Source organism: Nonomuraea sp. NPDC049784, assembly GCF_040659615.1.
Classification (GTDB): Bacteria; Actinomycetota; Actinomycetes; order Streptosporangiales; family Streptosporangiaceae; genus Nonomuraea.
The window spans coordinates 1-23,825 of record NZ_JBFAMX010000123.1 but is presented as its reverse complement, the minus strand read 5'-3'; the positions used below and the strand labels follow the sequence as shown (position 1 = coordinate 23,825).

The 23,825-nt window shown below is 66.8% G+C and carries 28 protein-coding genes and 1 tRNA gene; all 29 read right to left on the bottom strand.

Features of this window, described 5'->3' with window-relative positions; all coding sequences use genetic code 11:
* Window positions 1-216: 216 nt before the first annotated feature.
* On the bottom strand, window positions 217-639 hold the full coding sequence (locus AB0J09_RS24790; protein WP_360695434.1) for a hypothetical protein: 423 nt from the start codon (window positions 637-639) through the stop codon (window positions 217-219).
* A gap of 22 nt (window positions 640-661) precedes the next feature.
* Window positions 662-1,870, bottom strand: coding sequence for a hypothetical protein (locus tag AB0J09_RS24785; RefSeq protein WP_360695431.1), 1,209 nt, complete (start codon window positions 1,868-1,870; stop codon window positions 662-664).
* 476 nt (window positions 1,871-2,346) lie between these two features.
* Window positions 2,347-3,315 (bottom strand): helix-turn-helix transcriptional regulator, encoded by a 969-nt coding sequence (locus AB0J09_RS24780; RefSeq protein WP_360695437.1) that lies wholly within the window; start codon window positions 3,313-3,315, stop codon window positions 2,347-2,349.
* Between the two features lie 352 nt (window positions 3,316-3,667).
* Window positions 3,668-3,886, bottom strand: a complete 219-nt coding sequence (locus AB0J09_RS24775) for a hypothetical protein (RefSeq protein WP_360695428.1) — start codon at window positions 3,884-3,886, stop codon at window positions 3,668-3,670.
* Window positions 3,887-4,170: 284 nt separating this feature from the next.
* Window positions 4,171-4,258 (bottom strand) — tRNA-Leu (locus AB0J09_RS24770).
* A gap of 1,031 nt (window positions 4,259-5,289) precedes the next feature.
* Complete coding sequence (locus AB0J09_RS24765; protein WP_360695425.1) at window positions 5,290-5,916, bottom strand: DUF5753 domain-containing protein; 627 nt, start codon at window positions 5,914-5,916, stop codon at window positions 5,290-5,292.
* Window positions 5,913-6,215 carry a hypothetical protein gene (locus AB0J09_RS24760; RefSeq protein ID WP_360695422.1) on the bottom strand — a complete coding sequence of 101 codons (303 nt, stop codon included), beginning with the start codon at window positions 6,213-6,215 and terminating at the stop codon, window positions 5,913-5,915. The genes AB0J09_RS24765 and AB0J09_RS24760 overlap by 4 nt, the downstream gene beginning before the upstream one ends.
* 157 nt (window positions 6,216-6,372) lie before the next feature.
* Window positions 6,373-7,212 carry an SPFH domain-containing protein gene (locus AB0J09_RS24755; protein ID WP_360695417.1) on the bottom strand — a complete coding sequence of 280 codons (840 nt, stop codon included), beginning with the start codon at window positions 7,210-7,212 and terminating at the stop codon, window positions 6,373-6,375.
* The gene (locus tag AB0J09_RS24750) at window positions 7,209-7,460 is read right to left on the bottom strand and encodes a hypothetical protein (RefSeq protein WP_360695414.1); all 252 of its coding nucleotides are present in this window, start codon (window positions 7,458-7,460) and stop codon (window positions 7,209-7,211) included. The genes AB0J09_RS24755 and AB0J09_RS24750 overlap by 4 nt, the downstream gene beginning before the upstream one ends.
* A gap of 424 nt (window positions 7,461-7,884) precedes the next feature.
* Entirely contained in the window at window positions 7,885-8,835 is a 951-nt protein-coding gene (locus AB0J09_RS24745) for an NADAR family protein (protein ID WP_360695411.1), read from the bottom strand.
* Window positions 8,836-9,324: 489 nt separating this feature from the next.
* A complete protein-coding gene (locus AB0J09_RS24740) occupies window positions 9,325-9,801 on the bottom strand; it encodes an NlpC/P60 family protein (RefSeq protein ID WP_360695408.1) in 477 nt (158 codons plus the stop codon).
* Between the two features lie 367 nt (window positions 9,802-10,168).
* Window positions 10,169-11,320 (bottom strand): glutathionylspermidine synthase family protein, encoded by a 1,152-nt coding sequence (locus AB0J09_RS24735; RefSeq protein WP_360695405.1) that lies wholly within the window; start codon window positions 11,318-11,320, stop codon window positions 10,169-10,171.
* Complete coding sequence (locus tag AB0J09_RS24730) at window positions 11,320-11,685, bottom strand: hypothetical protein (RefSeq protein WP_360695402.1); 366 nt, start codon at window positions 11,683-11,685, stop codon at window positions 11,320-11,322. The genes AB0J09_RS24735 and AB0J09_RS24730 overlap by 1 nt, the downstream gene beginning before the upstream one ends.
* 144 nt (window positions 11,686-11,829) lie before the next feature.
* Window positions 11,830-12,831: an NADAR family protein gene (locus tag AB0J09_RS24725; protein WP_360695399.1), complete on the bottom strand. Its 1,002-nt coding sequence runs from the start codon at window positions 12,829-12,831 to the stop codon at window positions 11,830-11,832.
* A gap of 334 nt (window positions 12,832-13,165) precedes the next feature.
* Window positions 13,166-13,570, bottom strand: coding sequence for a hypothetical protein (locus AB0J09_RS24720; protein WP_360695396.1), 405 nt, complete (start codon window positions 13,568-13,570; stop codon window positions 13,166-13,168).
* 337 nt (window positions 13,571-13,907) lie between these two features.
* Window positions 13,908-14,045, bottom strand: coding sequence for a hypothetical protein (locus AB0J09_RS24715; RefSeq protein WP_360695393.1), 138 nt, complete (start codon window positions 14,043-14,045; stop codon window positions 13,908-13,910).
* Window positions 14,042-14,227 carry a hypothetical protein gene (locus tag AB0J09_RS24710; RefSeq protein ID WP_360695391.1) on the bottom strand — a complete coding sequence of 62 codons (186 nt, stop codon included), beginning with the start codon at window positions 14,225-14,227 and terminating at the stop codon, window positions 14,042-14,044. Before AB0J09_RS24710 ends, AB0J09_RS24715 begins: the two co-directional genes overlap by 4 nt.
* A 294-nt stretch (window positions 14,228-14,521) precedes the next feature.
* Complete coding sequence (locus AB0J09_RS24705) at window positions 14,522-15,676, bottom strand: RtcB family protein (protein ID WP_360695388.1); 1,155 nt, start codon at window positions 15,674-15,676, stop codon at window positions 14,522-14,524.
* Between the two features lie 128 nt (window positions 15,677-15,804).
* Entirely contained in the window at window positions 15,805-16,434 is a 630-nt protein-coding gene (locus tag AB0J09_RS24700) for a hypothetical protein (RefSeq protein WP_360695385.1), read from the bottom strand.
* 132 nt (window positions 16,435-16,566) lie between these two features.
* Complete coding sequence (locus AB0J09_RS24695) at window positions 16,567-17,208, bottom strand: hypothetical protein (protein WP_360695382.1); 642 nt, start codon at window positions 17,206-17,208, stop codon at window positions 16,567-16,569.
* Window positions 17,209-17,368: 160 nt separating this feature from the next.
* Window positions 17,369-17,650 carry a hypothetical protein gene (locus AB0J09_RS24690; RefSeq protein ID WP_360695379.1) on the bottom strand — a complete coding sequence of 94 codons (282 nt, stop codon included), beginning with the start codon at window positions 17,648-17,650 and terminating at the stop codon, window positions 17,369-17,371.
* 251 nt (window positions 17,651-17,901) lie between these two features.
* A complete protein-coding gene (locus AB0J09_RS24685) occupies window positions 17,902-18,402 on the bottom strand; it encodes a hypothetical protein (protein ID WP_360695376.1) in 501 nt (166 codons plus the stop codon).
* Between the two features lie 108 nt (window positions 18,403-18,510).
* Window positions 18,511-19,080: a hypothetical protein gene (locus tag AB0J09_RS24680; RefSeq protein ID WP_360695373.1), complete on the bottom strand. Its 570-nt coding sequence runs from the start codon at window positions 19,078-19,080 to the stop codon at window positions 18,511-18,513.
* Complete coding sequence (locus tag AB0J09_RS24675; RefSeq protein ID WP_360695370.1) at window positions 19,077-19,535, bottom strand: hypothetical protein; 459 nt, start codon at window positions 19,533-19,535, stop codon at window positions 19,077-19,079. Before AB0J09_RS24675 ends, AB0J09_RS24680 begins: the two co-directional genes overlap by 4 nt.
* An 883-nt stretch (window positions 19,536-20,418) precedes the next feature.
* Complete coding sequence (locus tag AB0J09_RS24670) at window positions 20,419-20,805, bottom strand: hypothetical protein (protein WP_360695367.1); 387 nt, start codon at window positions 20,803-20,805, stop codon at window positions 20,419-20,421.
* Between the two features lie 336 nt (window positions 20,806-21,141).
* Complete coding sequence (locus AB0J09_RS24665) at window positions 21,142-22,380, bottom strand: hypothetical protein (RefSeq protein ID WP_360695364.1); 1,239 nt, start codon at window positions 22,378-22,380, stop codon at window positions 21,142-21,144.
* Window positions 22,373-22,534, bottom strand: coding sequence for a hypothetical protein (locus AB0J09_RS24660; RefSeq protein ID WP_360695361.1), 162 nt, complete (start codon window positions 22,532-22,534; stop codon window positions 22,373-22,375). Before AB0J09_RS24660 ends, AB0J09_RS24665 begins: the two co-directional genes overlap by 8 nt.
* A gap of 508 nt (window positions 22,535-23,042) precedes the next feature.
* Window positions 23,043-23,285 carry a hypothetical protein gene (locus tag AB0J09_RS24655; RefSeq protein ID WP_360695358.1) on the bottom strand — a complete coding sequence of 81 codons (243 nt, stop codon included), beginning with the start codon at window positions 23,283-23,285 and terminating at the stop codon, window positions 23,043-23,045.
* Window positions 23,286-23,542: 257 nt separating this feature from the next.
* Window positions 23,543-23,825, bottom strand: a 283-nt coding sequence (locus AB0J09_RS24650; RefSeq protein ID WP_360695355.1) for a hypothetical protein, incomplete at its 5' end; no start/stop codon positions are given.

Below are 23,825 nucleotides of genomic sequence, written 5' to 3'. Positions count from 1 at the left end.
GGAGGCGACCGCGAAGCGGCTTGGCCTTGCCCCGTGAAGCGGGTTCGCGGTAGACCCCAGGCCGGCGCCGAGACAGTCGGACGTTCACCCTGGATGTGCAGAGCCAGCGACCTCGGGGAGGAATCGGAGGAGCGGGCGCCAGAAGGGCTCTTCCCAGCGAGGGGAACTCTTCGGAAGAGGCGGCGCAGGTGTGGGCCTGCGCCGCCATGGCCCCATCTACAGGTCGTGCTCTGGGGGACAGTCGTCCGGGTGTGGCTCCGGCGGCAGATCCGAATGATCGTCCTGCACGGGGCCGTCTTCAAAGGTGTCCTCTTGCACCATCGCCAACCAACCGGCCTCCCTGCGGGCGCGGGCCCGGGGCTCGGTCTGGTCCTCCACATCGAGGTAGTCGAGCAGTGTGGCCAGGTCGTCAAGCGAAGCTGGCGGGAACTGCTGCCAAGTGGTGAAGAACTTCGGCCAGTCGTAGATGGCGCGAAGTTCGCAGTGCGACAGGGTGAACGCGGGACCGGCTCCCCACGGGCTTCCCCCCTCGCGGAAGGTGAGCATCCAGTTGTCGTCAGGCCGGTCGGGGTAGTGGCCCTCGACGACCACCTCGTTGTATGTGCGGTAGTACGCCAGCGTTATCGACCGCTCTCGCATGTGGGCGTCTCCTGACATGCTGTTAGAACGGGGGCTCGTCGATGAAGGCGCCAGTCGCGTAGCGTCTGTCCCACCGCTCGCGGGCGCACTGATACAGGTTGGCCCCGGCCTCGTGCGCGATGTGGATTTCAGCATCGGTGAGACCCACCTCCCGAGCGGCCGCATACGCGCGCAAGCAAACACCTGCCAGGTGAGCGGCGCATACTTCCCGGTCGGTTCCACCCGCCCGCCGAGCGCGAGCGTAGTCGTGCAGAACAATGTTCATCCGGTCTGCGCGCCGTACCCGCCGATCGCTTGCTCCTGCCCGGCGGGCAACGTCGTAGCCCGCCCAGTCGATGCGTGCTTTCAGGGCGGCACGGAACCGGTCATGGCTCACCTGGTGGGCGCGTGCGTCGATGTAGTCGCTGAGGGACACGTCGGCACGCCAGATGGTCATGATCTCGTCATGGGTGGCGCCAGCCCTGCTCGCCTCCCGATACAGAAGCAGGTCGATGCCTGCGGCGCTCGCAGTGAGAATGCCTTCGTGGTGCGCCCCGCGGGCGAGGCAATCGCTGTAGAGCCGCAGCGGAATCCCCGCCGCGAGCGCGAGGCGAACCTGCTGGTCGCTCGCTCCTGCCGCGCGCGCCCAGGTGTAGCCAGGCGACGCGATACCGTCCCTGACGGCCGCCTGGCTCTCCTCCCAGGTTGCGCCCCGCATGACTGCGAAGATCGCTTCCTGAGGGCAGCCGGACAACTGAAAACCTGGCAGGTGCGCACCGTTCCCGTGCTGCTTGAGCAGCTCAGTGCCATCGACATCCGCGACCACGGCCAGCCGCCGGACCCGCACACCGGTGTTGATGTAGTCCCGGCTGTCGTACCCCAGGACGTCTTTTTCGTCGTAGGCGACGAGCACGAGATGGTCGCAGGGGATTCCGTCCATGGTGACGGCCTGCCACAGGGGGCTGAGGTCGTCGATTTCGGTGGTGGCCAGCCGTAGGCCGTCTCCTGGATGAGAGGGCCGTGACCGTCCGTTGCTGGTGTCGATCGGGCCCTTGGCTTCGGCCCAGTTGCCGGGCTCTGGGCAGGACCAGCCACCATGTGGCAGACGGGCGTCCGTGCTCTCATCGCGCCGCACGGCGATGATTCCCCAGCTGGTGGTGCCCGCCGGAAGCTGGTGGCCTCCGTCGCGGACGATGACCTCCAGCAGGTTGGTAAAGTCCCCATCCACGCATTCAACGATTGGCTTGAGCATGCGCCGTCCTCTCGCGTATCCCGTTGCGCCGAGGCGAGCTGTCTCGGCGCCTGGGTAGCAAGAGCTCGTATGGCGGCGGAGTGGGGCCAGGCTCGCCGCAGGCGACCGTGCGAAGCACGGCGTGGCCTGGCCCCACGCAGCGGCCATGCGATAGAACCAGGCGGGCGCCGAGAAAGCTTCGGATCGCCGCCGTGGAGCCCCCAAGGGAAGGCAGGCGCAGCATGCAACCGTGCTCTGGCCCGCAGCGCAGCGGCTAGTGCCCAACGCTGGGGCACGGCATCGTCCGCGTCGCTGAGTGGGCCCGGTCATCCTGGTGAAACCGGATCACGGCGCTGTGGGCGTGTTGGGGTAGCGCGTATTGGACGAGCCCGCCACCTACGACCGGGCGCTCTGCGAAAGGGGATGGTGGCGCGACCTCGGTGTCATAGCCGAGTGTCGGCCACACCGGCCACTTGGCAGCTGGTCGGCATGCAGTTTCATGTCTGCTGACGGTCCATGGCGTCGGCAACGTCTCGCAAGAGTTGCAAAGAGTCGGCGGGAGAGTAGGCCAACGCAATGAGGTCCGCGAAGAGGTCGCGATAGGTGGCGATAGGAGCGTTCTCGCCCCTCAAGAGGACTCCTTCATTGTGATTGCCAAGGTGAAGGAGATCCTCCAGTGGGCCAGCGAACTCCAGCAGCGTGAAGGCAGGTTGGTGGATGCCAGGGTGATCTCCGGAGCCAAAGGGCAGGACAGCGACGCTCACGAGGTCGTCACCGGCAGCGGTGTCGGCGATGTGACGTAACTGTGCAGGCATGATCAGTTCGCCAGCCGGGTTCCGAACGAGCCGCTGGATCACGGCCTCATCCAGAACGAAGAAGCAGCGTAGCGGCGTCGTGCGAGCCAACCGTCCCTGCTGCCGCCGCATAAGCACGTCCACCCGCGCGCTCGCCGGACCTGCACTGGACGTCCTGCGGTTGTGCTCCTCGTCCAGGGCCTGAGCGTACTCGGCTGTCTGCAGAAGGTCTGGCACTACGAGTCCTTGAAACTGGCGGATGACGGACGCTCCGGCCTCGAACCCAAGGTAAGCCAGGTAGGTTTCTCCCACGTCGCTCTTGTACGCGTCCCACCAGCCTCGGCGGCGCGCAGCTACATGCAGCCGCCGCAACCAGTTCAACGGTCCTGGATCATCGACGCGGTAGAGTCTCAGCAAGGCTTCCAGGTCTACCTTGCGCAAAGGCGTCTTCCCGCCCTCAATCCGAATCACCTTCGAGGGGTGCCACTCCAGGCTTCTCGCCACCTCCTTTTGCGTGAACCCACACTGTTGGCGCAGGCGTATCAATTCCTCTCGAAGCAGGACACCTTGGACGACAGGTCCAGCATCGGCATCGTGCGAGTCCCCTACAGCGTCGTTTAGACGTGCGCTCAAAGCTGTTCTCCTCCTCCTGTTCTGACGGCCTGCCCCCACCCTGTGAGCTGCCACGAGCGACGGATGTCGTCGGCGGCGATCACCCGAAGGGGGTTCTCCGAACGCCTGGCGCTCCGGGCTCGGGCCTGGAGCGCCGCCCGCCCGTGTTGGGCAGGCGGGTCTTTCAGCGCGTGGAGATCTGGTTGCTCCCAGCGCCTGGCTTTCGCGCACGACGGACCCATGCGAGGGTGCCAGACCGACTACAGCACTTCGTGCGCCCGCCGAAACTGCGGCGCGAGCACGGTTACCGTGGCTGTGGCGTCATCGAAGCTCGCGGGCGGCGCGGCCGGGGGGCTAGGGATGCGGAAGGCCCGCCTCCCGAAGGACGGGCCAGGGTCGAAGTTATCTGGGGCTACTCGCCCTGCCTGAGCTTGCGCACTTCGTCGGCCAGGTCGTCAAGAAGGGCGGAGCCCACTTCCGGGCTCAGCGCCTGAACCCTGCGCACGGCGGCCATTCCGGCCTCCCCGTCGCGTGCTGTCATGGCGGCGGCCAACTCGTCCACTGCTGCCAGTACCGCAGTCTTCTGATGCGAGGTCAACCTGGCGACTGCCTTCTTGAACCGGGCGTTCATCGTCGTTGTCTCTCCTGATGGGGTCAGACGGTGGATTGTGGTGTGGGAATTCCGCTCATGCCAGGTCATCGTCCTGGTTTGGCCCGCTCTCGCTAGGGCGGAATGATCTCTTTCTTGGACAGGCCGTCTTGGATGCGTCGTTCCATGAAGGCGTGAGTACGGGGGTTCCAGCGCAGGCGGCATAGGACGACGCGGTTGAGAGAGGCGTCCGCTTGGCAGTCGCCGCCGCAGTTGAGGCGGTGGCGGGTGGCCTTGCCGGAGCTCGCCAGCGTGAACCGTTAGTGCGGAGGAAGTGGGGGTCGAACCCACAAGGCGGCTGTGCCGCTCGCCTGTTTTTAAGACAGGTGCCGTCGCCTCTCGGCTTGTTCCTCCAGAGCGCCTGCGAGTGAGGGCTCGCGCAGGCGTCTTGAATCTGTGTTCGGGGCGGACGTCGGTCACCACGGGCATGAAGGAGACAGCCATGCCGGAGGTCATGTGCTGCGTGCCACATTGCGCGAACAGTGATCGGCCAGGAAAACTGGCCGCCGCCGGACTGGCGGCCAGGTTTCCTGGCGGACGCCTCCCACCGCTCGCCGGAGTAGAGAAGAAGAGTTCCTACTCGAAGGCAGGCGGGGCGTGGAGATGGCTGAAGCGCGCGACATCGGAGGCGAGCGCTCCTATGTGGGCGGCGCGAGCACTGGCTGTCTCACCGCCTGAGCTTGCTGCACGGCGGACCCGCGCAGTGGCCCCGCAGTACGTCCAGGTGGGCGCCGAGACCGCCAGACGTTTCCCTGGGTTCGCAGGGCGAGCGATGCCTGGGGACCGCAGAAGCGGGCGCGTCAGAAGGGGCGCTCTCCTGCAACGGCCGGTGCTCGGCTGCGCAGCCGCTTCTGTGCCGCCTCGTACACGCTGTGGCCGGCCTGGTGGCTGGTGTGCACGTCGCGGTCGCTGAGGCCTGCTTCGAGTGCGAAGGCGTAGTCGCGTGCGCTGATGCCCGTCAGATGAGCCGCACAGATCTGGCGGTCGCTTCCTCCTGCTCGCAGAGCTCGGGCGTAATCCGGGAGGGGAATGTTCAGCTTGTGAGCGCGACGACGGCACCCGCTCCTGACGATCGCCCGCCGACCGAAGTCCTGGCCTTGAGCGGCGGCAAGTGGAGCGCTCAGGTACTAGTCGAACTGGGCACGGTCCACGCCGCTTCACCCAGTTGGAGTGCGTGATCAGGGGCATCAGCCGTCGCATGGCGACCGTGAGCTTGCGCGATCTCGAACGCGCAACGGGCTCATCGCCCGAACCGTGTACCTGGATTCCCCGCCGCGAGTCGAGTACGCCACTACTCCATGAACTGCTGAATGAACTCTGCGAGTGCGATTTACCCTTTCATTCATCCCCTTCCCCGGCAAGAGTCCTGGAACGGCATACGATCTTTATCGGCTGAGTGAATTGAGAACGTTGCCCAACAGGGCGCGCGCGTCGTCACCATAGACGGCCTTGTTCTCTAGCAGATGAAACACGCGCCAGTACGTATCGATCTCTTCCGGACGATTCAGCCTCAGTTCCGCAGTGACAGTCTCGACGAGGACGTGACTCCTTTCGAACATCCAGAATCCGTGATCGACGTTCGCGTCCCATTCCGCCGTAAGCGGGAGAATGCCCACGCGGACACGGTTGTCACCGACCTGAGCACTGATCTTCTCTATCTGCTCCGTCATCACACTCGAATTACCATAGGCACCGGAACGCAATCCGAACTCTGTGAGCAGGAAGTGGAACTCGACCTCGGCCCGCTGGAGAATGGCCTGTCGGCGGAGTCGCATGGCGACGGCGTCGTCGACATTGTCGATCGCGTGGTGGACACGGGCGTGGGCGAGAAGCCGAAGCCGTGCATAAGCGGCGGTCTGGAGCAGTCCCGGAACGAAGTGCGGCTCGAACACCCGTAGTTGCCGGGCGTTTGCCTCCAGTTCGAGCCAGCGCTGCTGTGTCGTCGTTCCCGCCTGTCCGCGCCACCCTCGCAGCGCTGCCAGCAGGGCGGTGATGTTACGAGAGGTGTTCACTGATTTCCTTCCGGGAGTGTGTCATTGCGGGTGAAGAGGCGGATGTCGTCGGTGACGATCACCGCGAAGGGGTCTCCGAGCTCCTGGTGTTCCAGCACCCGGGACTGGATATGGAGGAGGAACTTCCGGCACAGCTCGTTGGGCACCTGAGCCGGGGAAACGCGACAGAGCCCGGGAATCCTGGGGCGGCCGAGGAGAGGAGGGTGTTCGGGCGCGGGACTGACCGCGCCCGAACGTTGCGAGCTACTTGGGGGTGCGACGGCGACCTTGCCGTCCTCGGGCACGTAGACGATGCTCACCTTGCCCGATGCGGCGATCTCGCAAGCTTGTCCATGTTCAGCTTGGACACCGCCCCCTGCTGACCCAGTGCCCAGTTGCAGGTCTGCCTCCCGCAGGTGGTTCTCAGGGGGAGCCGGAAAGCGCCGCTTGGCCCTCGGGGAGCATGGGTGCTCGCAGTTACTGCTTGGGCGTGACGTTGACGTTGCTGCCGACCGGCACAGGCACGATCTGCACCTTGCCGTCCTTCATCGCCTGGTAGAGGACGTAGCCCTCGGGGCCGAGCACCTCGACCAGTTCCTTGATGGACTGTAGCTCGGTCTTGACCTGCTCGTTCCGGTTTTTCTGCGCGGCGTTCTGCTCGATGGCCTCCTGAGCGGAGGCGAGGGCGGTCCGCACGTTCTGCGGCGGCTGGGGCTGCTGGAGCGTGAACCTGAACTGCGTGAAGAAGTCCGCGCCCGCCTGCTCCTTGATGAACTGCTGGGCTAGCGCGGCGACTTCGGTCTCCCACGCCTGCTTGATCGCCGGGTCGGCGAAGAGCTGCTTCCAGTCGTATTTCTTCGCGGCTGCGTCCATCGCCCGGTCCAGAGGCTGCTTGATGTAGACGCTGAGCAGGCGTGCCCACCCTTCCGGGGTGTCGGCGGCGAACTTCTTGCCGATCTTCTCGTGGAACGACTGGAGCGTGCTGCAGTCCTGGTTGAGGTAGAAGGTGGCCACGCCGGCTACGGACATCTCCAGGTTGTCCTTGCTGACCACGGTGATCGGCTTGGACTCGGCGTCGCCGCTCTCGGAGAAGTCGAAGGAGCGCTGATCGGCCGGGTAGACGATGCCGACGTCGTTGATGTCCTGCCACGCGCGCTGGCCGGGCGTGACACATCCGTCGATCTCAGTCTTGCCCGACCAGGAGTCGTAGTCGTAGTCCAGCCCGACCTCGTTGGTGTCAGTAGTGACCGAGCAGGCGGCCGAGGCGAATAGCGCTGCGGCGGCCAGCAGGGCGGTGATGTTGCGAGAGGTGTTCACTGATTTCCTTCCGGGAGTGTGTTGTTGCAGGTGAAGCGGCGGATGTCATCGGCGACGATCACCGCGAAGGGGTCTCCGAGTTCCTGGTGTTCCAGGGCTCGGTCCTGGATGTGGAGGAGGAATTTCCGGCACAGGGCCAGGTCTTTTTGGTCGCGGCGGCGGCGAGCGACCCACCAGATGGCCAGGTAGGTCATCGGGATCGCCATGAGGACCAGCGCGACGGCGAGGGCGAGGATGAGCACGCGCACGTGACATCTCCTGTTGAGGGCTGGGGACCTGAGTGGTTCGGGATGCGAAAGCTCCGGCTCAGCGAGAGGCGGCTCACACCGGCGAAATGGGCGCCTTGCGCGATGTCGCACGTGGTGACCCACCGCTTCAGCGAGCGGAGCCTTGGGCTGCCGGTCGCGTTCGCGGCCGCCTCCGCGGCACCTCCGGTGACGTTGGTCAGCGGATCTCAGCGGAGAAGAACGGGGAAGCTCGCGTCGGCGCAGCAGATCAAGGCCGGCGGCGCAGGTACGTCCTGGGTCGGCCGTACCGTCTACCCGGCGATTTCGGGGCGCTTCCTGTACGGGCTCTGGAAGCCGTCAAGGCACTGCCCGCCCTGCCCGACCCGTTGGGAAGGCAGTGCTGCCCGGCGGCGGCAGAGACGCCTCTGGCAGGGGGCTGAAGTTGCTACTGCTGGGAGGAAGGTGCGATCTGCAGCGCGGAACGACGCTTGACGTCGGCGGTGAGAGCTCCCATGTGAGCAGCCAGACTCTCCGCTTCGTCAAGGTCCCACCGCACCTCGACCGGACCGCGAGCGTCAGTCCCAACACGCCAGACAAGCCGGGGGCCACGAGGGCCGGGCACCACGTCCAGGTGCGATATCCGACCGGAAATGCCCTGTCCAGGGACGGCGGGGCGAGGCAGGATCACATGCGTCGCAGGGTCGAGGGGGCGATCCAACCCCAACGTCCGCTCACCTGACGCGACGATAGGGGGAACGAAGATCTCCAGCAGGCGGGCGAGTACGACCTGTAGATCGGCCCCTGCCAGCATCTCGGCCAAATCTGACTGCTGGGTGACGGCCGTGACGAGCTCGTTGGGCACCTGGGCCGGAGGAACGCGACAGAGCCCGGGGATCCCGGTCATCGCCGACAGCGGCGTTCTCATGTCGCTGGGGAAGCGGAGTTCGTCGCGCAGGCTCATCAGCATCCGGCCGAGAACGTTCGCCCCGGGTGCTCGGCAAGCGGGGTGGCCACACTGGCAGTCGCCCCACAGGTTGTCGTGCCGGGTGTTGCCGTCGATGAGGAGCGCCTCCCCGGTAGACAACAATTGATCAGCGAACTGGCTACCTGGATGGAACTTCGCCCGCAGGCAGTCCTCCATGACGCGGAAGCGCATCGACTCGTCCCAATCCGGGCGCGGGGTTACCTGCTCACCATGCGCCTGGGCTTCTCCAGGGGGGCCGGCGGCGACGACCTTGGCCCGATAGTGAGGATCCAGGCTCTTGGCGTAGTTCCACCCGTGCGCCACCGAAAGGAACTGCACCATTCCTTCACGCGTCGGGAGGGTGATCGGGGAGTACGCGAACGTGGACAGGAACAGATGCTCGTCAGCGAAACGGCTGATCGTTGTCGGCATGGTGGCCTCTCCCTGCATCGGTGGTGGCGAATGAACCACCAACACCGCCGGGCCGGTCCCGGCGCCTGGTGATCGCCCCTGGCCGCACCGGTAGCGCAGGAAGGCTCGCCCCGCAGGGGCGACCGCGCGAAGCGCGGCTGGGGCCTTCCGGAGCGAACGGGGCGGCCAGTACACCCAGGCGGGGCGCCGGGAACCGGTCCGCATGTGAGAGGCTCAGACATGTTCGGCGCCTGGGCTTCTGAGGGCACGCGACACTCGAGGGGCCGACGTGCGCTTGCGTATCCGGGGCAGGTTTCGGACTCGCCCTTGAAGGTCTGGTCATGGGCAGCAGGCCAGCATGCCCAGGTCCAGGGGATATCCCAGGTGGCAGCTTGACCGAACGCGATCACGTCCGCGAGTGACGATGTGCCCGTGCACGCGGCGTCTTCTCACACAAGCGTGCCGGTGGACTGGGTTTCTGCGCTGCAGGACGGAAGGATCCGTCCTGCGTCACAGGCCGGGACGGCCAGCGCCAGAGAAGGCCCGCTTCAGCCAGTCCTGGCTGAGCTTGTCGACGCGGACGCGGCTGCCCTCACGGGGGGCGTGGACGATCTGGCCGCCACCGACGTAGACGCCGACGTGACCGAACCGCCAGAAGAACAGCAAGTCGCCCGGCTTGATGTCGGACCAGGCGACCTTGACGCGCAGGGCGCGATACTGGCTGCTGGCGACGCGCGGTAGCCTCACTCCGGCCTTGCGCCACGCGTATTGGGCCAGGCCGGAGCAGTCAAAGGCGTTGGGGCCGGTCGCTCCGTACCGATACACGTCGCCCACCTGATCTTTGGCAACGGCGACCGCCACAGCGGCGGCCCGCTCCTGCCGGGTGTCGCTTGCCGCGCCGGCGGCAGGGGACTGCGTAGCGACGGTTCCGGCGGCGAGGATGACGGTCAGGGCGACGCCGCGAGCGGTCGGTCTGCTGGATGGCATCTGAGGGCTTGTCCTTTCAGCTGGTCGGATGTCGGGTGTGAGGTGCGCCGCTTAAGGAGCGGCGGATCGGCGTCGGCCCGGGCCGACGCATGAGGAGCCGGTGTCCGGCAGGGGACGAGGCCGGGCCGCGGCCTACGCCGCGCGGCCGGGGAGGATGGGCCAGTCCGACGCTGAGCAGGCGTGGCGGGTCAACGCGAGCCGTGTTCGAGGTATCAGCGAGGGCTGGCGAGCGTGACCCCGCTCGCCGAGCGCGGCGAGCGGGGTCACCAAGATGCCGCGAATGCCGGTTCGCCTGCTGGCTCAACTCGAACCGGGTGAGGATGAAGGGCTATCGTGTGCACCGCCGCCGCGAGCGGGGGTTGGCAGGTCAGCTCTGGATCAGGTGGGGCACGAACGAACTGGTGTCGCCGGTGATCAATCCGCGTGTCTCCCGGATGCCCAGGCCGGCGGCTTCATCGCCGACAACCCAAGCGCCGAGCACCGGCCGCCAGCCATCGAAGTCGGGCAGCGGCCAGAGTTCCTGGTGGACGTAGCCTTCGGCGCCGTACTCGCCCGGGGTTGTTTCGGTCCCGGCGGGGGTGACGATTTTCATGGAGGCGCCTTCGCGGCCGAGCAGCGGCTTGACAATGTAGGACGTCAGCTCGCGTGGCCCGTCGAGGTAGGCGGGCAGCAGGTTCGGGTGGTCTCGGTAGAGCTCCCAGAGCACGGCTAGCAGCGCCTTGTTCGACAGGAGCATCTTCCACAGAGGTTCCACCCATGGGGTGACCCGCTGGGCCTTGACTGCGGCGGTACCGAAACCGTCAGTGGTCATCCATTCCCACGGGTAGAGCTTGAACAGCGTCTCGATGGGTTCGTGATGCTGGTCGACGAAGCGCCGCCGTTCGGTGTCCCAGCCGATGGCCTCGACCGGCAATGTGGTCACGGTCAGGCCGGCTTGAGCGGCGGTGTCGGCCATGTAGGCGACCGTCAGTTCGTCTTCGCCGGAGCTGTCTTCGCGGGTGTGGGCCAGGTGGAGCCGCCTACCCGGATGAAGGTTCCGCCAGCGGGCGACGAGCTGCTCATGCAGCGAGTTCCACTGGTCGGCACCCGGGTGGGTGTCGGTCATCCAGTACCACTGGATGACTGATGTCTCGACCAGCGAGGTGGGGGTGTCGGCGTTGTATTCCAGCAGCTTGGCGTGGCCGCGCCCGTCGTAGCACAGGTCGAACCGCCCATACAGATGCGGATCACGGCGACGCCAGGAGGCGGCGATGGGATCGTGCAGCCACTGCGGAATCCGGAAGTCGCTGTAGCGGCGGTACCTGACCACGTGGTCCACCACGTCCAAGCACATGCCGTGCAGCTCTTCGACCGCACGCTCCAGGTCCTCAACTTGCGCGATGTCGAACACGTAGTGGACGGATTCGTCCCAGTACGGCCGGCCATCCTCGCCTTGGGGGACGTTGCCGTGGAAGCCCAGACCCTGGGATTCGATGATCTGCTGCCAGCCGGGTCTGGCTGGGCTCTGCTCGCGACGCATCAGGAGCCACCGCCGCCCTTGCTGGTGCCGCCGAACCCGCCGACGACGACCTTGCCGGACCGGCTGGTGACGTTGGTGTGGGAAGGCCGCTGACGGGTGCCGCCGTAGATGTGGCCATTGTGGGATGAGGTGCCGCCGTAGATCCAGACGAACGAGTCGTGGTCGTTGTCGTCGTCATCGCAGTAGTTGTCGTCCACGGCCTTGTAGGAGCCGTCAGGCTGTTGCACGACGCAGTCCGCGGTCACGCTGGGCGCGCTGGTGTCGCCGCCACAGGCAGACAGCGACAGCGACAAGGCAGCCAGGGCGGTGGTCACGGTCACCGTGGTGGAGGCCCGTCGACGGCCACCGCCGGTATTGGACAGCATGATCGTTTACCCCCTTTCAGGGAGGAATGGGCAGAGGCCAGCCCTCACGCGGGGGGCGTGGGGCTGGCGAAGGCTGGAAGTCAGATGAGCCGGGCAGCCGCGGGGACACCCCCAGCAGACATCCCGGCTAACCGTGGAAGATCATCAGGCGCTGGCGCCCACGGTGGCTTTCAGATCGGCGCCTGCCGCATACCTGTGTGCGCCCGGGGCCTGTGCTTCGTCGGCGCTCCACAGGACCTCGATGGGGTCGCCGTCGGAGGCGAGGCGGCTCCAGGACAGGCGCGGGTTGTCGGGGTCAGGCACCGAGTTCAGGTGAGGGTTGGCGCCTGGGATGTGGTTGCCCGGGGTCGCTGGGCGGGGCAGGACAAGCTGCCCGGCCAGATTCGCCGCCGGCGGCGAGGCTGGCGGGTTGGCCGCCCGTTCGGCTGCCGACTTCGGGTAGACGAGCTCCAGAACGCGTGCGAGCACCACACGCGGCTCGGCGCTCAGCATCGCGACCAGGTCCGGCTGGCGCGTGACGGCCGCGACGAGTTCGTCCGGCACCGCGGCCGGCTGGATGCGGCACAGGCCTGGTACACCGGTCATCACCGACAGCGGCGTGATCGGCGCGTCGGGGTTTCGGAGTTCGTATCGCAGGCTCATCAGCATCTTGCCGAGCCAGTTGAAGCCTGGCTGCTGGCATTTGAGCTGGCCGCACCGGCAGTCGCCCCACTCGTTGTCGTGCCACCGGTTGCCCTCGATGAGGAAGGCGTCCCCGGTGGCCAGCAGCAGGTTGGCGAGGCGGCCTCCGGGGGCGAACTTGGCCCGCAGAGCGGTGTCCATGGCGAGGAACCGCGTGAAGTTGTTCCAGTCGGGGCGTAGTTGCACGGCGCGGCCGCGTCTCTTGGCCTCTCGTGGGCTGGTGGCTGCGAGAACCCAGGCACGCTGGCGCCCGTCGAGGCTCTTGGCCCAGTTGAAAGCGTGCTCGAGCGAGGGGAACTCGATGATGCCTTCCCTGGTTCGAAGGATCACGGGGATCTTCTCGAAGAAGTTCGACAGGAACTCGTATCGGCCCCGGAAATTGTCGATGACCGCCGGGGGCGACGTGATGGGGCCTGGCTGCCCGCCGGTCTGATGCATGAGGTTCTGGGGGGTGTCTTGCTGCATCGGCTGCTCTCCTGTCGCCGCTGCCGGGCTGGTCCCGGCGCCTGGGATTGGGCGACGGGTCGTCCCGGGGAGCGCAGGAAGGCTCGCCCGTGGGCGACCGCGCGGAGCGCGGCGTGGCCTTCCGGAGCGGACGGGACGGCCAGTACACCCAGGCGGCGCCGGGATCAGGCCGACCAGTGCTGATCGCCGCAGGAAGATGGCGTTGGAGGCGTGGTGAGGGCGGGTGTCTGCTCAGCCAGAGGCCCGAACGAGCACCAGGTGGTCGGCGATCATCTCGCCGATTTGTTCGAGCAAGCCTTTCTTCGCACGGCGGACACTGCAGGCCACGAGACACTCACCGGGTGAGGAGAATAAGCCGATTGAGATCGCGAGCGAAGTGGCCATAGAAGCCGCGCGGTTCGCGCAGCTGAGGCCAGTTGTTGAAGACGTCCTCCTCCTGTCCTGGCGTCAGGTAGCGCTCCAGGTCACGCAGGTTCTCATACCACCAGTAAGTGACCTCGTAGATCAGGCGGACGTGCTCGGCAGCCAGATGCGAGCAGGACGTGGCGGCGTTGTCCCACGCCGGGTGGCGGTAGCCGTCGTCGTCGAACAGTCCGCGCTGCAGGTCCGCGAGGTAGCGCCGGACATCTCGCGGCCGCTCGGGGGCGCGCAGGCGCGGCACCGGCAAGCAACCGCGTTCAGGATGGGCCGCTTTGACCGCGCGATCGATCTGACGTGCCGCCTTCTTGAGCACCGGCACCGTCTTCCAGAACGAGGGGATGGGCTGAGATGTGCGCGACATGCGTGTGTTGCCTCCAACGAAAGGACGACGAACAGGTGAGGTGTGAGGCCCGCCGCCGGGACCGGGCCGCCGGGACTCCTCGGGCATTGCGCCAGGCTGGCTGTCTGCTCACCGAGGGCGTGGCTCCGTCCCGGCCAGGGCCCGGAGAAGGAGGGGAGCGCTACAGCCCAGGGCTGAGGTTGGGCGTGGCCTTGCCCGCCTTGGTGCCAGAGGTTGTGACGTGATGAGGCGGAACGCCCCGCTCGTGACGGCCTTCAGCGGAGCATTTCCGCCTCGTTGCCTATGAAAGATGGCGTTACAGGCTCAGGGCCGCCATGACCAGCACGCCGACGGCCTCCCAGACAATGGCCCAGCAGAACGCGATCGCCACCACGCGCAGCAGCAGGTCGGCGAGCGCGTCCAGGTACTCCAGCACTGTGGGGAGTGTCTTCATCGCCGGTCTCTCGCGACGTTCAACAGGGTCATTATGTTGACCAGCACCGCTATGAGCACCGCCACGATCAGGGCCGTCCAAAACGGTAGCGGCGGGATGATGGACCACCAGTCATGCAGGGCGGCGCCAACCCCCATGAGCGTGAGTGCGCTTACCAGGACGAGGATGAGCAGAAGGATCATGATCAGGAACTCCCTTGCGTGGGGTGGCCATGCCGCCCGGTATGGCCAGAGGTCGATGGGTGCGCCGCGGCGGAGCGGGGCAGGCGATGAACATCGGCACGGTCAGGCGGTACCAGGGGAGCGCGCACGGTGCTGACGCTCTGCGCTCACCCCGGTACAGGTGATGGTGGTGTCGTGCTACGTGGCCGACACGACGTGGCGGTCACGTCGGCGTTCCGGCTGTATCGCTGGTGACCGCGCCGGGCGATTCACGCCGGGCGCCGGCTTTGGTGATGCGATGCGCCGCCAGAAGCCTCACCCCTTGTAGTTGAAGATCTGCCGCAGCGTGTGCTGAACCTCGACGAGGTCCTTCTGGTCCGCCATGACCTGGTCGATAGGCTTGTACGCCTGCGGGTGCTCGTCGACCAGGGCGGCCGCCCGGTCGGCATTCCACGTCCGCGAGCCCATCGCAGCGGTGAGCGACTCGGCGGTAAGCGTGCGGCGGGCCTGCTTGCGGGACATGCGCCGGCCCGCACCGTGCGCGCACGAGTTGTAGGCGCGGGGGTTGCCCAGGCCGCGCACGATGTAGGTGCTGGTGCCCATCGAGCCTGGGATGACGCCCTCGTCGCCACGCTCTGCCTTCACGGCACCCTTGCGAGTGATCCACAGGTCGTGGCCGTGATGATGTTCCTGCTGGGTGAAGTTGTGATGGGAGTTGATCGTCCTGATTCGGTGGCCGGTGCCGACGATCTTGAACAGGGCCTCGGACAGGACCTGGTCCATCCGGGCTCGCGAGCCGAGCGCGTAGCTCTGTGCCCAGAGCATGTCCGCGATGTAGGCGCCGAACTCGGGATCTCCCTGCACCAGGTAGGCAAGGTCCGGGTCTTCCAGCACGATCTCGGAGCGTTCCATCAGCCGCTTGGCCTCGGTGATGTGCTCGGTGGCCAGCTGCTTGCCGATGCCGCGCGAACCCGAGTGCAGTACGGTCCATACCCGGTCCTGTTCGTCCAGGCAGACCTCGACGAAGTGGTTGCCGGAGCCGAGCGTGCCGAACTGACGGGCGACCGTGCTCTTCTGCGCGATCGACAGGTCCGTGTGGGGCTGCCCGAGAGCGGCGAGGCCCGCGTCTACGGCGGGGTCGTCGTGTCCCTTGCCGACGCCGGCCGGGATGGCCTGCTCCACAAGCGGCATCAGGGTGTCCAGCGTGTCGGGCAGGTCCGCTGCGGTCAGGCTCGTCTGCGTGGCGACCATGCCGCAGCCGATGTCGACGCCCACGGCGGCCGGGATGACGGCACCGCGGGTGGGGATGACGGATCCGACCGTGGCGCCCAGCCCAAGGTGCGCGTCCGGCATCAGAGCCACGTGCCCTTCGACGAACGGCAAGGCGGCGATGCGGGCAGCCTGCTCGATAGTGGGGAACTCGATGTCGCTGGCCCACGAGACGAGCTTCGGTGAGATGACGATGGGCATGATGATCCTCCTTGTCGATGCCAGGCCTCGGCGGCGTGGCGGTGGGGTGGGAGTCGGTGTGGTGCAGCAGGGCTCGCTCGCGCGCTGGTGAGGTGACCAGCCGCGGCCGCCTAGCCGCGGCCATGGGGTCAGCAGGTGGTCGAGGGCGAGGCCGACGCAGGTGCGTTCGCGCAGCCGGTGGAGGCGGTCCGGGTCTCGGTGAGCGCCTGCCCGCACAGCTCGACGGCGGCGAGCACGGCTTCGTCCCAAGGGCGTTCGTACGGGGTCTCGTCGCCGGCGTTCCGGTATCGCCTGTCGGGCACCCATCGCCGTCTGACGTGGTCGAAGACGGGGCCGTCGGGTGCGCCGCGCCGCACATGCCAACCGTGACGGCCCCGCTCGGCGTGGAAGACCAGATCCCCGTCGTAGCCGGAGTCGGTGACAGGCACTCGGTTGCCATTGAAGGTGTAGCAGGTGACGTGCGCGCCATTAGGATCTTGCGCTTCGGCCAGCCGGTGCCGGATTACGGTCATCAGAGTGCGGGTGCGCTCGTTGCGGAGACGTTTCGCCATGAGGATGCGTACGTCGGCGTTGCGATCGGATCGGGGGCTGAAAGCGGCCGTGAGGACGCAGCATGTGCCGTCCTGTGAGCACTCGCTGGGCTCGCAGCGTGCCTGATGCTGGCAGTGCCAGCCGTGGATGGAGCAGTAGTCGGGGTCGTCGTCGGCGACCGGCATGCCGCCCTCGGCCAGGCCGTTGACGAACTCTTCCACGTCCAAGGCGGTTTCCTTTCTCTGGAGGCGGGTGATGCCCGGCGGGACGCGGCAGCCGCAGCGCGGCGCTTTGTCGTGGCCTGTTGGAACGCCCGAGGACAGCGGGCCTGGTGCGCCACGCTGCCCCCGGGCGGGTCTTTAGGCAGGCTGCGGTGCTGCGGTGAAGGCATCCGCCGCCACCGCGGTGCTGCGTCCGAGATGGAGGGCTTCCAGCACCCGGCGGGTGTTGTCGACGCCGAGGTGACGGATCAGGTAATCGATCTGCGCGGCCAAGCCGCCTTGGGTGACGGTCAGGGCGTGGTCGACGGCCGTGTCGTGGACGGTCTCCTCCAACGCCTCGGCGGTGAGGCCCAGGTGCTGCTCAGCGTAGGTGGCGAGGCTGCAGCCAGCCGCCCACCGGGCCAGGCCGGCCAGGGCTTGGTTGAGGCCATGAAGGATTTGGGTCAGCACGGCGCGCATGACCGGGGCGCCGGGAGTGCGGTTCACGTCGGCGAACCCGTCGAGATGGATGCGCTCAGTGGTCACCGTCACGGCATCCACCGTGATGGCGACGACGAAGGCGCGCCCGCCGCCGTGGGTGGCGTCGTAGACCGCCATGTCTCGGATCGGCGGAAACAGCAGGGGATGCTCGGCGGGAAGATAGCCGAGTGTGTCGAGCACGTGGCCGAGTAGCAGGTCGACGTCGTCAGCGCCGGAGACGGTGAACTGGTCGAACTCGCGCGGCTTCGTCAGGAGCTTCCACTGCTCTTCAGTGAGGGCGAGAGGCGCGGCGGGAAACATACGATCTCCCCTTGTCGGGTGACGGGCGCTGCGATCCGTCGGCCATGGCCTCGCCTGCACAAGAGGGCTCGTGCGTGGCCGCCCGGGGCCACACCGCCGGGGGGTGTCCGGGCCTGCGGTGTCTTGACCGCAGGCAGGGGCGCTGTGGGGGTGCGGGACCTCAAGGCAGGAAGACGATCTCGACCTCGCGCGCGTATGTGATGGGCACGCCATCGTCTGTGACCACTTCGAGGCGCCAGCCGCTGCCATAACGCACGTTGACCCAGTGCTTGGCGGCACGTCGAGGGACGAATGGCGGACAGATTCGTCCGTGCTCGACCATGTACATGTCGATGGCCGTACGGTGGATGACAGCTTCTTGAATGTGGGCCATTGCAGCGTCGATGTGGCCGGGAGTATCCAGGTTGTAGAAGAAGGTCTCAGGCAAATCCTTTGTCTCCACAGACGCTTCGCCGGAGGTTCCGGCGCCTGAAAAGGTGACGACTGCCCGCCTCCGGAAGCGAGGAAGGTTCGCCGAAGGCGTGGCCTTCCGAGAGGGGAGGCGGGCAGTACACCTGAGCCGCGCCGGAACCCCCGGCGGTGTCGAGAACGCGAAGCGGACCTCACCACACCGGGGAGCGTTGATCGGAACTGTGCATGTCCTCAGCGCCGAGGCGCCGACAGGGCGTCCGCCCCGGAGCGTGATGCGGGGCCTCAGGCCTGCACGAGCGCAGCGACACGGTCAGACAGCTGGTGAGCGGCGTTGTGCTCGCTGTCGTTTCTGGTTCTGCACGCATGCCGGTACGCCGCGACCAGGCCGGTCAGGTCAGCGCGATCCCTGAGGGTCAGTTCGGGGTGCGTGAGAGTGTCGCAGGCCAGCCCGAGCATGTGCCGGAGCCTGCGCACGGCATCGTCGTAGCGGTCGACCAGCGCCTCCAAATTCGCCACCTTGCCCGTCAGGGGTGTGATGTCCGCGACGGTCTCGCCACGGGCGGCGCACAGGCAGGCCGTCACCATGGCCTGGCGAGCTGTCGCAAGGGCGGAAGTCAGAGCCTTGTGCCTGTCCTGTAGGTGCTCCGCCGCGGCATGAACCTCGTAGGCGGTTCGTTCACCGATCGGCCCATGTGTGCGCAGGAGGCGCTCCAGATCGCTGCGGGAATGGCCGGTCCTGTCCTGGAAGATCCGGTTGACGGGGCTGTCCTGACCCAAGGTCATCGTTTTCGAACCCTTCGGTGGCGGAGAAGGTGGGCACAGCGCGGCGGACGGCCGCAACCAGGGGGGCGCCGGGCACGTCCACATCGGCGGGGCCGCAACAACGGACTGTCATTCCCCGCTCCCGGAGGTAGGTGGGTCGGTCCTTGGGGTGACGTTGACGCGCACCTCGCCGCCCGCCGCTATGAGCCGGTTATGGACGTTGTGCTCCTTGGCGTCCATGGCTCGGTCGAAGGCGGCCTTGCGGGAATCGGGCACCGAGTCTTCCTGGGCATCCTGCCGGCGGACGTGGAAGTTCTCACCGGACAGATTCGCAATCCGGCGCCGCGCCTCAGCGGCACTGAGCCCTTCCTTGAGGGCACCCCGCATGATGCCGTTGCACAGCTTCCGGTAGTCGTCCTGGATGCGCTTATGGTCGGTGCGGAGCTTCAGTAGCTCTGCGGACAGGGCTCGGATGCGTTCCTCAGCTGCGAGCAGGAGCGGGTTCACCGCCTCATCGCGCTGTCCCTTCGCCGCAGCGAGGGCACTGCGCAGGGCGTGGATCTCCTGGTCGTGGCGTTCTTTCAGCTCGGCGAGTTCGCCGGCCAGTCGCTGTTCGGCCCGCTCGGCGCGGACCGCCCTGGCCTCGAGCTCAGCGCGGTCTTTCCGGGTGGCGGCCGAGGAACCCTTCTTTCCTTTCACGACCCACCTGCCCGCTCGATCACGACCGTGTCGTACTGGTCCTTGTCGGTGGCCTCGGCGGCGTGAGGGAAGTCGACGCCCAGTTGGGCGTACACCGCCTGCACCGCTGCGTTCACGATGCTGCCGACGAAGCCGACCGAGGAGGAGGCTGGCGTCTCGTACGCGCCTGATGGCTGCCACTTCGACTCGCCGCACTCCGGGCACCTGTTTGGGACGGCAGGCCGCTTGGCCTGGTGCTCGCGGCGCCACTGGGCCCCTTCGCAAGCCCCACCAGGTTGGAGTTCGATGAGGATCTGCCCGTCTTCGGCATACAGGTCGATCACTTGTCGGCAGTGCACGCACGTGCTCCACCAACCGAAGACGATGCCGCTCAAGAGGGCGCGCGGCTCGCCGGGGGTGATGGTGATGATAGGGGCGGGCGCAGTGTCATGGGTGTAGACAGGAACCTTGCTCATATGCGGTGACCTTTCAAGGACAGATGACGGTGTCCGGCTGGCGGATCGTGATGCAGAACGCCGCCGGAGGCGGGGAGCGCCGACGGCGATCACGTGCGGGCCGGGTACCCCGCAGGTCGACGTCGGCTGTGGATGTGGGTGCTGCTGGTAGGGCAGTGCGGAGCGTGAAACAGGCGGCGGCAGAGCACCTGTGCCTGGCCGTACAAAGGGTTCGGCCTGGAATGTGAGCCCCGGACCGGGGTCGGTCACAACACCCGACTGGCATCGCGCGTGCGCGGAATCAGCCGTCAGCTCTCATGGCGAAAATGAGGTACAGGACGGGCGCGCACACCGCGGCTACTCCTGTGAGGAAACACACGAAGTAGCGAATGGGTTCGAAGGGGTTGGAAGGGTGGGGCGGTGATTCGTCGTGGGGACCGCCCCGGAGGGTGTCGTACATGGCTGGTCTCTTTAAATGCGCACCGCGGCGGCCGGTACGCTCAATGGCGGTGGTGGGTCACAGAGGCATCGGCTTCCGGACAGCGTGAGGCCGTCGACCAGACGGATCGGCCAGTCGAAGCGAACCTTGGAAGGGACAGCCGACTCTCACTCGGTCTCGCGGCTATCGGGTTGGTCGAGAGTCGCGGGCCGGGGCTTGCTGTCGTGGCCGGGAATCGTGCGGGAGCAGCCATCGTGCGGTCAGCCTGGCCAACTACCCGGGCCGCCTTTGCCGCCTGCCTGCAGGTGAATAGCGCATCCTGAGCAGAAGGGTTGCCCATTGACGTCGGGGTCGCTTTGGTGGACACGGCGGCGGCGCGGATCGTCGGGCGTCGGGTCAGAAGTGGTCTTCGGCCTAGGCGCGCCTTCCTCGGTGAGGCGACGGGGACATGCTCTCTGCGGGAGATCAGGTGTCAGCGCCGCTTTCGTGGTGGTCCACGGGGACTACCTCGGCGAGCTCGATCGTCAGCGGACGCCAGGGATCCTCCTGCGGCCAGATGCGTAGGTTCGCTTCCAGGAGCTGGCCGTTCGTACGTTGGCGGGCGACGCGCATGTCGATGGGGTTGGCACCGTTCTCGGCCGCCTGGTTGATCACCTGGGCGGCTTCCCACAACAAATGGTGGATGCGGACGTGTCTGGCAAGGTCATCGCCAATGTCGGCGTTGTCGATCAAGAGGTTCCACAGCTTGCGCGTGAGGTGAACGGCGCAGGAGAGCCTGCTGCTTTGGTAGGCGAACTCGCGAGGGACCACATACACCTGGCCGAAGGCGTCAGTGTCAATGGTGTAGGTCATGGATTGCTCCGAGGTCGGGCACAGCAAGGAGAGGGGAGCCCGGCGGGCATGGCACCGCTCGGGAAGGCAGCCTTCGAGGCTCGGGGTGGGGGCTCGTCGTGTTGCGCTGCGCGCCCACGTGCATTTCTGAGGAGCTCGCAACCCGGCTGGGCTGTTCGGCTGATGTCCCGCGTACGCGGCGGGCGCGGACCGGAGGAGTTGGTCAGAGGGCCCGGAACGTCACGAGGTGGAGCGCAGAGAAAGGGAAAGGCCGACCGTGGGGTTGGCTGCACCGCCACGGTCGGCTTCGCCTCGTTGCCCGGCTTGCTGTGCGGCGCGGGCAACGAGGTAGCGGACTTATTCGCCAGGCTCGGCCGGGAACATCTTCATGTAGCGAAGAAGACTGCTCTCGGAGATCCCAAGAAGCTCGCAGATTTCGGCGTTGCTCTTGTCGGCTTCCACCAGTTTGTGAGCCTCGGCGGCCAGGTGCCGTCGCCTGTCATGCTCACGCTGCGCCTTGGCCGTTTGCTGTTGGACCCGCTCGGTGTTCAGGTACCGCTCGACGGTTTTGCGGTCCTTCTGAAGGCGTGCGGCGATCTTCGGGATGGTGTCGCCGTTAGCGTGCAACTGGCGCGCCTCGTCGGCGAGTCGTTCCTGTGCCGCAGCGAGATGCAGGCGAGTCCCGCGTCGGCGGCGCGCCGGGGGAGCCGTTTGCCGCTGGGGCGGCGGCGCGAAAGCGGGATCTTCCGTGGGTGTCAGCGGCTTGCCGATGGCGACGCTGTAGGCGAGGACGGTATGGATGCGACCGCCGCCGCCCGCGTTCAGCTTGCGTTCGAGCCGGTACACATGTTCTGGGTTGATTCCCATCGCGGCGGCGACGTCGTCCACCGACAGGTCACTGTCGATCCGGTGCCGCACCAGATCTTCGAAGGCGTACTGGAACGGATAACCGATCGCCGCGACGTAATCGAAAACGGTTCTGGCGTGGAGCCCCTTACCGCCAGATAGGAGCGCCGTCTCTAGGCGTCTGAGGTTGCTGACGGAAATCACCATTCGGGAAGCAACCTGATCCTCAGCGAGTCCGCGCGCCTTGCGGAGACGGACCAGATCCGCCATAGCGAAGGCACGTTCGCGCAGAGCCCATCCTCGCGGGCGGGGCTGCGGCTGCGCCGGCGCGGGCTGCGGCGGCGCGAAAGCGGGATCTTCGGTCGGGGTCAGCGGTCGGCCGATGACCACGGCGTACGCGAGAACCGTCTGAATCGAACCGCCCCCGCCTGCTGTTAGCTTCGCTTCAAGCTGGCGCACTCTGTCGGCGCTGATCCCCATCGCGGCGGCGACGTCGTCCACCGACAGGTCACTGTCGATCCGGTGCCGCACCAGGTCCTCGAAGGTGTACTGGAACGGATAACCGATCGCCGCGACGTAATCGAAAACGGTGGTGGCGTGGACCCCTTTGCCACCAGAACGGAACCTGTCTTCCAGCTTCCTGAAGTTGCTGACGAGGATCCCCATCCGGGCGGCAACCTGATCCTCAGTGAGTCCACGAGCCTTACGACGACGGACCAGGCTCGGCAGATCGACAATGGGTTCAGCCACGGCGGCCCCCGTCCTCCCCGCACCAGACGATGTGGTGGATCAGCCACGCCGCGCCCGCGGCGATCAAGGCGCCGCTGAGGTACCGCCGTCGCCGCAGCTGGGCCGACAGCGTCTTGGGGCCTGGCTCAGACCGCAAGGCTGCGGTCTCGATCACGGCGAAGGACGTGGCGACGGCAACAGCCCACGTCGCCCACGCTCGCGGGAAGATCCCTCCGGAAAGGGGGAGTGCCAGGTCAGCTGCCGCTTCCGTCGCTGCATGATGCTGAATGGTCATCCGCGTGGTCCCCTTCGATCGCAGCCGGGCTGATCCCGGCGCCTGGGGACTGGCCATTGCACGCGGCCGGAGTGGAGGAAGGCTCACCCGCTAGGGTGACCGCGCGCCAGCGCGGCTTGGCCTTCCGGAACGGAGGGTGCGTGCGATATCCCCCAGGAAGGCGCCGGGGCCAGCGCCGACTACGAGGTCGAGCGCCCTTGCCGCTATCTGTTGCCGCTCCTTGCACGTCGGCTGTCACCATGGGAGCTGGACCATGCCCTGGCCTTCGTTGTGAGATCTCTCGCTCTGGCTTCGCCGTCGGCGCGGCTGGCGGCATAATGCGAAGATGAGTTCCCCCGATCGCGTTCCCCCGGCTCAGGAAGACCCCGCAGCCGACGAACAAGCCGGATCACGGCGCCAGCCTCGGTATGGCGCTCGTGTTGACAGGCTCGCTGATCAGGTACTGGCTCATTTGAAAGCGAGAGGGTTCGTCCTTGACGCCGTCGGCGTGGAGCGCTTGCGTCACGGCGTCAAGCAGCAGGGCCTTCAGCTCGCACAGACGATGGACATCGGCTACCCATACGCGCTGCGATACTTCGACGCTGCCTGCTACGCCGAAGAGATCATCAAGCAAGCACAGCGGCTCGCGCACGAGCAGGGACGAATGAGTAGCGGCTGCAGCACAGCGCATGGTCGCTCGTCACCGCGTCTAGGAAGATGGTCGTGCTCAGCCAACCCGCCGTTGCGACGAGCCGCAGGCCGACGCCTGCCTCGTGCAAACCGTGGAACTTCTCCCAAGTGACGGTCACGTGGGCACCATGCCTGTCGTGAAGGGGCTGATCGGCCTACCTCACTGCGGTTGCGACAATACGACTCGAGTGATCTCGCGCGGAGCCGCTCGTGCCAGCTCTACAGATCAAGGTTCTGAAGGTGAGCGTGGCTGGTACGAAGTGCTTCGTGCCAGATCACCACCTGGGCCCTGCTGGTGTCGGTCAGGTCGCTGCTGGACAGTAGCCGTTCCAGCTCTTCGACAGCCTCCTCGAGGACAGCGCGGGACCGGACGGCTACGGCCGCAGCGCTGGCCATGGTCTCCCAGGGACGGCGCCGGCGGCGGAACTCCTCAGCGCTCTCACCGGGCTGCCGCTGCTCGGCCAGCAGCGCCTCAGGCTCGGCGAGAGGCTGAGTGCCGGGC